The organism is Paraburkholderia sp. EG287B, assembly GCF_040965595.1.
Taxonomy (GTDB): Bacteria; Pseudomonadota; Gammaproteobacteria; order Burkholderiales; family Burkholderiaceae; genus Paraburkholderia.
In genome coordinates this window covers 25,053-37,865 of sequence record NZ_JBFRCG010000016.1, presented here as the reverse complement: position 1 = coordinate 37,865, position 12,813 = coordinate 25,053, and the positions used below count along the sequence as shown (strand labels likewise).

At 64.9% G+C, this 12,813-nt stretch carries 9 protein-coding genes; 3 read left to right on the top strand and 6 right to left on the bottom strand.

All coding sequences use genetic code 11. From position 1 onward, the window contains the following. Window positions 1–10: 10 nt before the first annotated feature. On the top strand, window positions 11–349 hold the full coding sequence (locus AB4Y40_RS28055; protein ID WP_368690621.1) for a hypothetical protein: 339 nt from the start codon (window positions 11–13) through the stop codon (window positions 347–349). A 359-nt stretch (window positions 350–708) separates the two neighbouring features. Continuing rightward, window positions 709–2,499 (top strand): FAD-binding protein, encoded by a 1,791-nt coding sequence (locus AB4Y40_RS28050; RefSeq protein ID WP_368690620.1) that lies wholly within the window; start codon window positions 709–711, stop codon window positions 2,497–2,499. Between the two features lie 77 nt (window positions 2,500–2,576). Here the strand turns inward: AB4Y40_RS28050 and AB4Y40_RS28045 are convergent, their stop codons facing one another. The 3 genes from AB4Y40_RS28045 to AB4Y40_RS28035 form a co-directional block, all read right to left on the bottom strand. After that, on the bottom strand, window positions 2,577–4,259 hold the full coding sequence (locus tag AB4Y40_RS28045; protein ID WP_368690619.1) for an alkaline phosphatase family protein: 1,683 nt from the start codon (window positions 4,257–4,259) through the stop codon (window positions 2,577–2,579). 282 nt (window positions 4,260–4,541) lie between these two features. Continuing rightward, the gene (locus tag AB4Y40_RS28040; protein WP_368690618.1) at window positions 4,542–4,796 is read right to left on the bottom strand and encodes a hypothetical protein; all 255 of its coding nucleotides are present in this window, start codon (window positions 4,794–4,796) and stop codon (window positions 4,542–4,544) included. A 60-nt stretch (window positions 4,797–4,856) separates the two neighbouring features. Then, entirely contained in the window at window positions 4,857–5,189 is a 333-nt protein-coding gene (locus tag AB4Y40_RS28035; RefSeq protein ID WP_368690811.1) for a PilZ domain-containing protein, read from the bottom strand. Between the two features lie 243 nt (window positions 5,190–5,432). On the opposite strand from AB4Y40_RS28035, the gene AB4Y40_RS28030 reads away from it, so the two are divergent. Further along, window positions 5,433–7,838, top strand: a complete 2,406-nt coding sequence (locus AB4Y40_RS28030; protein ID WP_368690617.1) for a putative bifunctional diguanylate cyclase/phosphodiesterase — start codon at window positions 5,433–5,435, stop codon at window positions 7,836–7,838. Window positions 7,839–8,071: 233 nt separating this feature from the next. Here the strand turns inward: AB4Y40_RS28030 and fabI are convergent, their stop codons facing one another. The 3 genes from fabI to AB4Y40_RS28015 all read right to left on the bottom strand — a co-directional run bounded on the left by fabI (window position 8,072) and on the right by AB4Y40_RS28015 (window position 12,532). Next, window positions 8,072–8,854 carry an enoyl-ACP reductase FabI gene (gene fabI, locus AB4Y40_RS28025; protein ID WP_368690616.1) on the bottom strand — a complete coding sequence of 261 codons (783 nt, stop codon included), beginning with the start codon at window positions 8,852–8,854 and terminating at the stop codon, window positions 8,072–8,074. Between the two features lie 27 nt (window positions 8,855–8,881). Continuing rightward, window positions 8,882–10,063, bottom strand: coding sequence for an acetate/propionate family kinase (locus AB4Y40_RS28020; protein WP_368690615.1), 1,182 nt, complete (start codon window positions 10,061–10,063; stop codon window positions 8,882–8,884). 78 nt (window positions 10,064–10,141) lie between these two features. Further along, on the bottom strand, window positions 10,142–12,532 hold the full coding sequence (locus tag AB4Y40_RS28015; protein WP_368690614.1) for a DUF3141 domain-containing protein: 2,391 nt from the start codon (window positions 12,530–12,532) through the stop codon (window positions 10,142–10,144). Window positions 12,533–12,813: the final 281 nt, after the last annotated feature.

The following is a 12,813-nucleotide window of genomic DNA, read 5'->3' as shown; positions in this document are numbered from 1 at the left end:
GGTACGGATCATGACCAAGGCAACCAGCACCCTTATCGCGGCCGCCGCCCTGCTCGCACTGTCGGGCGGTACGTATGCACAAACGGCGCCGGCGGGCGCAGGCACGGGCAGCAGCGGTTCATCGAACCCTGGCACGGCGCCCGCAGCGACGACGAACCAGATGAACGACACGTCGAGCGGCTACGGCATGCCTGGCGCCACGACCTCCGATAGCGGCATGGGTATGGCCCCGCCGAACTCACCCCAGCAGCAGGGCATGAACCCTGACGTGGCGCCTCACACCAGCGGGCCGAAGAGCAACAATTCGCTCGCGACCCCGAGCGTCGTGTCCCCGGCCGACCAGCAATAACGCAATATCGGCACGCCAGGACGACAGCGAGGCGCAAGCGAGCGCCGCGGCCCGCGACATGCTGCGCGCCCCAGACGCGCGCAGCATTGCTGATATCATGAAAAGAACCCCCGACCCCTCTGGGCTAAAAACCGCTTTACGCCGATGGCGGGACGGTGCGACGCGATGCGGTGCCACATTGCTCGTCAACACCGTGAAGTACACCCATCCTGACCGCGCGATCCGCGAGTGCGCTTGTTGCTCGACGGGTTAGACGCGGCGATCGTCGAAGCCGGCCGCTCGCTTCAGCGGGCCTTGGCTGCGCTGCCTCATAATTTGGAAAACTAAGCGTTTCACTCGTCGCGAGGAGAAAAGCCGTCATGAAACGACGCTGCCTGCTGAAGGGGGTTGTCGCGTTGCCGTGCCTCACCGCCACCTCGAGTTTTGCCGGCGCGCAACCCGTTGCCGCTCGCGCGGGCCGCATCCGGCCCGGCGATCCCGCGTGGCCGAAAGCGCCGGAATGGGAGGCGTTGAGCCAGGCAGTCGGCGGAAATTTGCTGCAACCCACCACGATCTGGCAGACCTGCGCGCAAGCGCCCCACGCGCCAGAGTGCCTCGCGAGAATCAAGGAAGCGCGCAATCCGTTCGCGCTCGGCGACGATCCCGGCGCCACCCAGATCTCCGGCTGGCTCGATGCATGGACGGCGCACGCAAGCGCCTACGCAGTGGCGGCCCGCTCGACCGCGGACGTCGTCGCGGGCGTCAATTTCGCGCGCCGACACAACTTGCGCCTGGTGGTAAAAGGCGGCGGCCACAGCTACCTTGGCGGCTCGAACGCGCCGGATTCCCTGCTGATCTGGACGCGCGGGATGAACCGCATCGCACTCCATGACACGTTCGTGCCGGCCGGCTGCCCGACGCCGCCACAGCCGGCTGTGACGGTGGAGGCAGGCTGCATGTGGATCGACGTCTATACCGCCGTCACGACGCAGGCGGGACGCTATGCTCAGGGCGGCGGATGTACGACCGTGGGTGTCGCCGGCCTCGTTCTGGGCGGCGGCTTCGGGTCCTGGTCGAAGCGCTACGGACTCGCCGCCGCGAGTCTGCTCCAGGCGGAGATCGTCACCGCCGATGGCGTTGTCCGCACGGTCAACGCATGCCAGGAGCCCGATCTTTTCTGGGCGCTCAAAGGAGGCGGCGGCGGCAGTTTCGGTGTGGTGACGAGGCTCACGCTGCAGACCCATGACCTGCCCGACAACTTCGGCTGGGCCAGGTTCAAGGTCAAGACTTCATCGCCCGAGGCTTACCGGCGGCTCGCTGCGCGACTGGTCGATCACTACGCAGAGCATCTGTTCAACCCGGCATGGGGCGAGCGCTTCATCTTTCACAGCGACGAGATCGAGGTGGCGATGGTGTGCCAGGGCCTCGACGACCATCAGGTCAAGTCGGTCTGGGCGCCAGTCATCGATTGGGTGCGCGCCTCGCCGGCCGATTTCACTCTCAACGAGGGACCTCGCGTCGGCGCCGGTCCATCGCGCCGCTGGTGGGACGTCGAAGCCAACCCGGGACTCGTGCCCGACCCGCGCGCGGGCGCCACGCACAACCACGGCTGGTGGCAAGGCGATGGCGAGCAGGCCTCCGCCTTCCTGCACGCCTACGAATCGCAATGGCTGCCCGCGGCCCTTCTCGAACCGGCGCAGCGCGGCCGGCTCGTTGACGCCTTCGTGGCGGCGGCCCAGTTTCAGGCCGTCGAGCTGCATTTCAACAAGGGACTCGCGGGTGCGCCGCCGGAGGTGAACGAGCAGGCGCGCCAGTGCGCGACGAATCCGAAAGTCGCCGACGCCTTCGGCCTGATGATCGTCGCCACCGGCGGCCCGCCGCCGTTTCCCGGCCTGCCCATCCCCGCGCCTGACATGGCGCAGGCACATCGCAACGCCGAAAATATCGGCAGGGCCGCGACGATTCTCAAGGCGCTGTCGCCGCAAAGCGGCTCCTATATTTCGGAGACCGATTTTTTTCGCAACGATTGGCGCGAAGCGTTTTGGGGCGTCAACTACACGCGGCTGAAAACGATCAAGGATCGCTACGACCCGGAAGGTTTCTTTTACGTCCATCACGGCGTGGGCAGCGAGGACTGGAGTCCCGACGGCTTTACGCCCGCGCAATCGTGAACGTTGCGGCGGCGGGTGCGTATCTTCACGACACGCCGGCGGCCCCAAGCCAAACATGGACCGCCGGCGCGCTCACGCTACTGCTGCGAATTGCCGCCCGAGTCGTCGTCTCCCGTGGTCTGCAGGCCCGGAAGGACCTGGGTGCCTTCGCGCTGAACGGCAACCAGCTTGTGCGGGTCGAGACCGAGCGCCTTCAGGATGGTCGGCGCCACCTGCATGTTGGTCACCGGCGTATTGACGACATTCTTCTGCAGCTTCGGGTTGGAGACCACCAGCAACGTGTTCGTATCGTCGGTGTAGAGTCCGCCGTGCTCCGCCAGCTTCGCCGCGCTCTTGCTGTAGATCGTTCCGGGTATCGGCTGAATGATGAGGTCGGGGACACGGCCCTGGGCAGGGTCGCCCCAGATCGCCTTCAGCGCTGCATCGTGATAGAGCGTCTGGATATGAGTGGAATTGCCGCTCGCCACGTCAGCGTCAAGGAGCGAGACCGCCTTTGCCGCATCGCCGTGGTTCTTGAGCCAGATGAGCGACACGTCGTCGGCAGTTTCCTGGGCGACCGGCACGCCGCCATTGCCGAGCACGGTGGCGACATCGCTGACGTCGGCGGTCGCATAAGCGTTCTTCGAACCGCTCAGCATGTGAAGCTTCTTCAGGTCGATCGGCGACTGGCCATGTTTGCCGCCGACGATGAACAGCGTCGAATGCAGGAGATGGCCCGCTTTGAGCGCGTCGTACATCTGGCCCAGCGAGGCATCGACGAAGTCGAGCGACTGTTCGAGCGGCACGGTCGGCGTCCCGGCGGCGTCGAGATAGCCGCCGCGCGTCGTGGTCGTGCCTTCCATCGCGGACGTGACCTTCTGCCCGACGCTCACCGCCTGGAAGTTCATGCCGAAGATCGCGGGGACGCCCACCTGCTTCGCGCCGGTCTGATCGAGCCCATGAATCCAGTTCAATACGACCTTGACCTTGAAGCCGTCATAAGCCCGGGTATATATCGGGTCGGCGGTCCAGTCGACGGTCGCGGGCGCGCTCGGGAAGCCATTGGCTTGCAGCGAGGTCGAGTTGATCTCGGGCGCGTAGAGTTCGTCGAGGCCGAGCCCCGAAGGCCCGTTCACGATCTCGTAGGCCGGGTGCTTGTCCGACCAGGCGGTGCGCATGCCGGCCTGATGAATGATCTCGAAGATCGTATTCGTGCCGTTCTTCATGTACAGATGCGGCCAGACCTGCACGCAGGCGCCGCCGGCCGTCTTGCGCAGTGGAAGCTTCGCGGGATTGATGTGCGGATTGCGCGGGTCGTACGTGGCCCCCGCAGGCGGCGAACCGCCGTCGAGCTGGGTGAGATCCCAGTCGAGCGCTTCGAAGTTGGTCACCTCGGTGCCGGGCGTGCCCGTGCAATTGCTTCCCGGCGGGTACAGGGTCGCGTCGTAGGTGTCGTCATAGAAGACGCCGTGGCTCAGCGGGCTGCCGCCGGTTGCGAATGCAAGGAGCCCGGGATACGAGTCGGAGGGCCGGGACGTCGAGGCATGGGTGTACTCGACACCGTGTTTGACGAGCTTCGCGAAGGTGGATTGCGGGTGCGTCTTGATGTAGTTTTCCAGGTCGGCCTCGTGCATCCCGTCCACACTGATCAGCAAAACGTGCGTGTATGGCTGGTTGTGATCGCCATCCTGATCCTGCGCTGCCGCGGCCATGCTCGCAAACGCCAGCACGCTCGCACTAACGATTGCCCTGACTCCAAACCATTTTCCGATCGCGTTCATTCTTCACCTCTTGATATGAATTATGAATTGGGCGCGAAAGCGCCCAAGAGGAGATAACTCGCGGAATGAGAAAATGCCGTGAAAGATTACTTTCGGTTGTCTTCCACAGGAGCGCGGGAGGCTTGAGGGCCGTGCGTTTGACTCAATGTAACAGGTTGTATCAGGGCAGCGCGGCTATTCCATGAGGTTGTGAATGCAGCGATCCCTTTCAACCGATTAATCCATTTCCGATGTCAATCTGGAATCCTGATGATAATGTTTATCATTTATTGCGTTAATCGTCTAACCAGTCGAGTCCGCCCCGTTCAGATCGATGTCATTGCCCTTTTCACGCTCGAGCATGTCGAGCGCGAGCACACGCCCGACATCGCGCACGAACGCTTCCATGACCGCGAATGATTCCGGGCTGCCCGGCACACAGTCTTCGGGATTCCGCCTTCCCTGTGCCCGTCTGATCGCGCGGATGCTGGCTTCCAGCGCCCGTGCTTCTGCCCAGATCGGATCGTCTTGCGGTGGTTTGGGTTGTTCGTGCGCCATGCTGGGATTTTCGGCGGCCGGCACACAAACTTTAGCGTCTGGGCGTGACTCGTTGATCGGCTAGGGCGCGGCCTTCGCAATGAGATCCTGCAGCCGGGCCATCGAGCGCTGATCCAGCGGGTGCATCTCGCAACCCACGCGGCTCCACCCTCTGTCCTGATCCTCGGAGATCCAGCGAACATCGAGCGCGACGGCCAGGACGATCTCGTCTTCGTCGTCGATCGGCGCCGACTGCAGCCACCCCGAGACCGTCTCTCCGCGGAACAGCAGACCATTGCGCGCGTGCAGGAGCGCCCCGCGCGAGCTGAGGTCGGCGACCTGGGCGAGAGCCTTGCCGTCCTTGTTCAAAAGCAGCGGGGCGAACAACATCGGCGTACGGACCTCCCGACGCATATCCAGTCCACTTCGTATACGCATGGCACCTGTTTTCAACGTTTCATTTTTATTGAGCGTCGGGATTTTAACGTGACTGCGCACAATTAAGCGCCTGAACAGTTCGGCCGCTCTTCACGTGTCCCCAATCCGCCCTGGCGAAATAGCGATTGCCTGCCCTCAAGTTGCGCGGATCTTTGTCGATATGTCAATTGCATTGATTGTGGGCGCAGGGTGACGAGTATGCAGCGTGAGGACAGCAAGATGGCGGATAGCGCACGAAATCCGGCCGCGCGGCCGGCGCTCAGCGGGCTATGGCGCGTGCTGCACGTATGGCGCGCACATAAAACACGCCTGGTTGCGCCGCTGGCGCTCGTTGCAATCCTGTCGGCCATCGCCCTGAATACCGTCATCGCCCTGCGGCAATCTCATGAGCAGCGCTATGCGCTCGCGCAGCAGCGTGCCGTGGAATCGGCCAAGCGCGATCTCGACGAACTGCAGAACGCGCTTCTCGATGAGCATGAGCAGCTCTACACGGTCATCGGCACGCGGCCGTTCTACCGGCGCGCCGCCTACATTTATCCGCTTCCGGCGCTGATCGACAACGCCAACGCGGCGCAGCGGACCTGCGAAGGCCGCGAGCGCTGCATCGCCCTGCTCGACGAGTTGAAGGACATGATTCGCCATCTGGGCGCCCTGAGCAACCGGCTCGCGATGCTGTCCATGCTCAAGCCGGGCAGCGTGACGGTGGCTACGCCGTCGCTGGGCGAACTCGACGCGCGCTTTTTCCAGACGATGCAGAAGATCGGCGAGATCCGCATGGACGAAGACGCGCATCTCGACCGGTCGGTCACCAGGGCGTCGCGTGATTCGCAAATGGCCTCGGCGCTCCTGCTCGGCTCGGGACTGGCGGCGGCTTTCCTGCTGCTGGCCTTTCTGCGCCGCAACGCGCGCATCACGAAATCGTTGCGCAAAGCGCTCCAGACGGCGGACGTGAACCGCAAGAAGTACCAGCGCCTCTTTCAGCTCAACCCGCTGCCGATCTGGATCGTCGACGACGCGTCCATGCGGCTCGTCGCCGTCAACGACATGGCGGCAAAAGCCCTGGGCTATCGCGCGAGCGAGATGCTCTCGCTGACGCTTGCCGATCTGCGCATGAACAAGACCGCGCTGCACGGGGCCTCGTTCGCGCACGCGCGCGCCCAGGACGACGGCACGGCCATCTGGGAACATCGGACGAAAAGCGGCGAGCTGCGCTCGATGAACGTGTTCCAGCTGCAAACGGATTTCGACGGCCGCAGCGCGACCCTTTGCGTGATGGAGGACGTCACGACGCAACTCGCCGCCCAGGCCGAACTCAGGCACCGGGCCGAATACGACGCGCTCACCGGCCTCACGAACCGCAAGTATTTCGACGAGCGCGCGACCCGCGAGCTGCAACTGGCGAGCCGGACGGGCAAGACGCTGGCGATGATCTTCCTCGATCTCGACAATTTCAAGGAGGTCAACGACTCGCTCGGCCACCGCATCGGCGACGCGCTGCTGGCCCAGATCGCGCGGCGCATCGAGCGCGTCGTCGGCGAACGCGGGACGGTGGCGCGCTATGGCGGCGACGAGTTCATGGTCATCGCCGACGGCGCCGCCCCGTTGCTCGAACCGCTGCTCGACGCGCTGCTCGCCGCGATGACGGAACCGATCCGGGTGGCGGGCCACGAACTCTTCATCGAGGCCAGCATCGGCATCAGCCTCTACCCCGCAGACGGCGACGACGCCGACGCCCTGGTGCGCAACGCCGACGCCGCGATGTATCTGGCCAAGCAGAACGGCCGCAACCAGTACCAGTTCTATCGCCCGGAACTGAGCGAGGCCGCGACCTCGCGCTTGCGCATTTCGACGCGCCTGCGCCAGGCGTTCCGCAACGGCGCGTTGACCGTGCTGTATCAGCCGCAAATCGATATGGCGACAGGCACGATGATCGGCGCCGAGGCGCTGCTGCGCTGGACCGACGCGGAACTCGGCAGCGTGTCGCCGGCCGTGTTCATCCCGGTCGCCGAGGAAACCGGCCTGATTCGCGGCATCGGCGAATGGGTGCTGCGCGAAGCATGCCGGGAAGCGGCACGCTGGAATCTGGACCCGGCGCGGCCGATCCGCGTCTCCGTCAACGTCTCGCCGTTGCAGTTCGAGCATGGCGACCTGATGGGGCAGGTGCGGGAGGCACTGCGCGATTCGGGTCTGCCGCCGGCGCTGCTCGAACTCGAGGTGACCGAGGGCGCGCTCATGCGCACGCCCGATCTCGCCGCGCGCACGCTGGCCGGTCTGCGGGAGATGGGCGTGCGCGTCGCCATCGACGATTTCGGCACGGGTTATTCGAGCCTCGGGTATCTCAAGCGCTTTCGCGTCGATCGCCTCAAGATCGACCGCGAGTTCGTGCGCGAGATCGGTCAGGACACGGAAACGGAAGCGATCACGCTCGCCGTCATCGCCGTGGCGAAGGCGCTCAATTTCGAACTCATCGCGGAAGGCGTCGAAACCAGCGGTCACCGCGATTTCCTGCTGCAAAACGGCTGCACGCATGCCCAGGGATTCCTGTACAGCCACGCCGTGAGCGCCGGTGCAATTGCCGACATCGCCGCGAATGCGGCAGCACGTCCGGCGCCGCTGCCCGCGTGAACCGTGCTACGGCGCGCTCGCGCGGCGCGACGATTAGCCGCGTCACAAAAAATTCACTCAACGTTTCAGTCGATCCGCCGTCACGGTGATGGATCGCGTCACCCAGCAAAACGCCGCCTTCGTGCAGGACGGCGTTCAAGCAGCCGGCGCACTGCGGGCACAGGCAGAAACGTTGCGCTCGGCGGTGCGCGCATTCCAGCTGTGATTCGCGACCGGCAGCGGCGTTCGCGTGCCTACGCCATGATGTGAACGCCGCCGTCCACATAAAGCGTTTCGCCAGACAGGCGCCGCGCGTAGGGCGTCGCGAGGTACGCGCAGGTGAAGCCGACGTCCATGATGTCGACCAGTTCGCCGAGCGGCGCCCGCTCCGCCGCCTGGGTGAGCAGCACGTCGAAGTCCTTCAGGCCCGATGCCGCGCGTGTTTTCAGCGGCCCGGGCGATACGGCGTGCACGCGGATCTGCTGCGGACCCAGTTCATACGCCAGATAGCGTGCACACGCTTCCAGCGCCGCCTTGACCGGACCCATGACGTTGTAGTTGGGGACCACCTTGTTCGCGCCGTAATAGCTCATCGCGAACATGGTGCCGCCCTGCTTCATCAGTGGCGCGGCGAGCCGGGCCATGCGCACGAACGAATGGCATGAAATGTCCATGGCCGCCGCAAAGCCCTCGGCGGAGCAGTTGAGCAACCCGCCCTGCAAATCGTTCTTCGGCGCCCATGCGACGGAATGCACGAGGATGTCGAGTTCGCCCCATTCGCTCGCGATCCGCTCGAATAGCGCCTCCAGCTCCTCCTGCTTCGAGACGTTGAACGGCATGAATATTGGCGCTCCGAGGTCTTTTGCCAGCGGCTCCACGTATGGCCTGGCCTTCTCGTCGGCATAGGTGATCGCGAGATCGGCGCCCACTTCATGGAACGCCTTCGCGCAGCCGTAGGCGATCGAATGCTCGTTGGCGATACCCGTCACCAACGCCTTCTTTCCGGTCAGCACCGGGTGTTGAACGCTCTGGCTCATCAGACTCTCCAAGGCAAGCGCGCAGATTCACGCAATGCCCGTCACGTCACGCGTGTGGCGGGCGATCATGAGTTCTTCGTTGGTCGGTATCACCCAGACCGAGACCTTGCTCGACGCCGTGCTGATGCAGGGACCGCCCGCTTCGTTCGCCCTGCCGTCGATTTCCACCCCGCACCAGCGAGCCTGTGCGCAGGCCCGCCGCCGGATCTCCGGCGAGTGCTCGCCGATGCCCGCCGTGAAAACCAGCGCGTCGAGCCCCTGCAGCGCGGCGGCGAGCGATCCCAGTTCGCGTCCGATGCGATACGCGTACAGCTCGACCGCGAAGGCCGCGCGCGCGTCGTGGCTCGCCAGCAGCGTACGCATGTCGCCCGAAATACCCGAGACCCCCAGCAGCCCCGAGCGGCGGTACAGCAGGTCTTCGACGCCGCGCGTATCCATCTTCAGTTCGTCGAGCAGATAAAGAATCGCGCCCGGATCGAGATTGCCGCTGCGCGTGCCCATCGGCAGCCCGTCGAGCGCGGTGAAGCCCATCGTGCTCGCCACACTCCTGCCCGCGTCCATCGCACACATGCTCGCGCCATTGCCGAGATGCGCGACGACGGTGCGGCCTTTCGCGGCGTCGGGAGCCACATCGGGCAGCGTGCTCGCGATGTACTCGTAAGACAGGCCGTGGAAGCCGTAGCGCCGCACGCCTCGCTCCGTCAACGCTGCCGGCAGCGCGAACGTCGAGGCAAGCGCAGGCTGCGTCGCATGAAACGCCGTGTCGAAACACGCGACTTGCGGCAACTCCGGGTTGCGCTCGGCGATGACGCGAATCGGCTTCAGGTTGTGAGGCTGATGGAGCGGCGCGAGCGGCGTGAGCTTGTCGAGTTCGTCCAGCACGGCGCGCGTGACGGCCACGGGCTTCGAGAATCCCTGGCCGCCATGCACCACGCGATGCCCGACGGCGACCAGGCGGTTGCCGTCGCGATGACTGCGCAGGAACTGGGCGATGTGAGCAACGGCCTCATCATGCCCAAGGGGTTGAGTGCCCCAATCCTGACTCCCGGTCAGCACGCCTTTGCCATCGAACGCGACGAAACGCGGTGCCGACAGCAGCCCTTCGATCTGGCCGTGCATGACAAGCGGCAGATCGTCCGGCTGCGCATTGAACGCGCTGAACTTGATGCTCGACGAACCGGCATTGAGAACGAGGATGACGTCGGCCATGGTGCTACCCTGCCGCTCGCGCGCCGGCGAGCAACGACGGACCGCTGGCAAGCCGCTCAAACTTTTCGTGTTCGCGCTTCACGACGCCTCCTTGAGATCGGGTGCCACGCGGGTGGTCGGGGCCTCGGGGACTTGATGCATCGTTGCGGCGGACCGGACTGCCGGCGCACGTTCCAGCGGCAGGGACGAACGGATCTTCTCAAGCATGCTGAGCTGCGTGGCGGTCGGCCCGGCGTCCTGAACGCGCCGGTCCGCCAGCAGCTTTTCGGCCAGTCCGAGCAGCTTCTCCCGGTCCTTCGGGTCTTCCAGCAGATGCGGCAGCGTGGCGAGCGCCTGTTCCGGCTCGTAACGCACGATGATTTCCTGCTCGCCGCGCACGCGCCTCCACTGGTCGCCCGGAAGCTGGGGCAAATACGCGGCATAGTCCTTCGCGAGTTCGCTGCGCAGCGCAAGCCGCGCGAGCGGGAGCGGCTCGCCCCGGCGCGCGAGCAGGCAAGCGGCGCGAGCCAGCGCCTCCGTGTAGCCGCCTTCGGTCATCGACGCCAACGCGTCCCTCACGTAGGGCAAATCGCGGTGGTCTCCGGCCGCCGCGGCGGGTCGGGCTCGCGCCTCTTCGCCGTGTTCGACGGCGTACATGTTGCCGTAGAAGGAAAAGAACGCGCTCTCCGTCATGGCGTCGCGCATCGCGCGATAGAAGTCGAGCGACGCACTGATCATCTCCGAGCCATAGTGTTCGAATTCCCGCAACCGGGTGTCCTCACGGGCTTCGGCATGCCGCTTTGCCCGGACTGCCTCGGCAGCCGGCCCAAGCCATGCGAGCCACGGATTCAGGTCCGAAAGCGCCCAGCGTTGCGCGCGAAGCGGATGAAACTGCCGCTGCAGGTTCGCCGTCGTTTCGTTCGACCATGCCCGTACCCACGGCTGCAGGAATAGCTCGTACGCGCGCTGGTTCAACTCCGATACGCGCTTGACGGCCTCGAACGGCTGCTCATCGCTACGCTCGAACCGGTTCAGGCGCACGGCGATATCTTCGAGCCGGTACTCGCGGAACGACACGTCGTATTCCGTCTTACCGTCTTCGCTCCCGCGCTCGGCGATCTCCATGCCGTAGAGACCGGGCGGGAAGGCTTCGATCGCCTCGAGCACGGAGGCGATCTGCTGATGCTCCTTCTTCGCCACCTTGCCCGAAACGAAGATGCCGAGATGGCCGATGCTCTGGTGCACGAGCCCCACGATCACCTGACCGCGCGCCTTGATTTCCTCCGTGCTGCCGTAAATATCGGCGACCCAGTTGAATGCCTGCTGCGGCGGCGTGATGTTGTCGCCCAGTGACGCGAACAGGATGATCGGCGACTTGATTTCCCGCAGATCGAACGCCGTCCCGTCGAGACCCCGAACCTCGCCCGACCAGAGTGTGTTGCCGACGAACAGATTGCGCGTGATCCACTCGATCTCCTCGCGGTTCATCAGGTAGTAGCCGCCCCACCAGCGCTCGAAGTCGAGGAAGCGCGGCGGCTCGGTGTCGGCGTTGTCGAACAGGTGGTAGTACTTGTCCCACAGGCTGTTGGCGGGATTGAGGTTCTCGAAGTTCTGCACGAGATGGGCGCCGTCGAACTTGCCGTTGCCGAGATCGGCCGTCAGCGACGCGAGCCAGGTGCCGCCCAGCATGCCGCCCGAGTAGCGCATGGGATTGTCGCCCTCGCCTTCGCTCCACGCGCCGCTCCAGTACGACATCGGCGCGCCGTTGATGACGAGCGGCCCCGTATGGTCCGGATCGGAACTCGCGAGCATCATGGCGGCCCAGCCGCCCTGACAGTTGCCGACGATCGCCGGTTTCGGGCTGTCCGGGTGCAGTTCGCACACCTTCTTGACGAACTGCGCTTCCGCCGCACAGACATCGAGCAGGGTCTGGCCGGGCTCCGGATCGCGAAAGAAGATCACGAAATACACGGAGTGGCCGGCCTTGAGCGCAACGCCGGCCTGCGAATCGACCTTGAACCCGCCGATGCCGGGACCGTGGCCCGCACGCGGGTCGATGATCACATAAGGACGCTTGCTAACGTCGATGACCACACCGTCGGGCGGCAGCAGGCGCACGAGCGCGTAGTTGACCGGCCGCGCCAGCTTGCGGCCGTCGATCACGAGTTCGTGGCCGAAATGGAGGACGGGTTGCAGACCGTTGCGCGCCTGCTCGACGAAACCATTGCCGCGCTGACGCAAGGTGTCCCAGAACAGCACGGAACGCTCGGCGACGTCCACCGCGTAGCGGTAACCGGCCCAGGGGTCCAGCGCAGTTGCCCATGCGGGGCTCGCCGAAGCGGGTTGCTCGCTCTCGCCCAGGCGCTCAGCCGCATCCGCTAAACGCTGACTGAATTGGGTTTGCGCGACTTGCGATCGCTTTGCGAGGACCCGGGCAACTTTGCCGCCTGTTTCCTGGCAACGCGCATATTGATTGGCTAGGTCGATCATGGCATCACCTTCTGGTCCGCGAGCGGGTGGCTAACGCGACGTCCGCCGCCTCGATTGAATGAAAGGAATGCTTACGAATATGCCGGGCAGTCACGCGCGTAGCCCCGAAGGCGGACATGGCTGCTGTCTCTGTAGACACTGGCAGACGCACGTGACAGGTTCGTTACGGGCCGCGCCGGGCCGGCGACGATGTCGCCTGCACGAACTGAATCGTGCAACCGCTCGCGAGCTTTCTCTATAGGACCATCGGCCCATACCCTGCCGTTACGATTGCCCCCGGC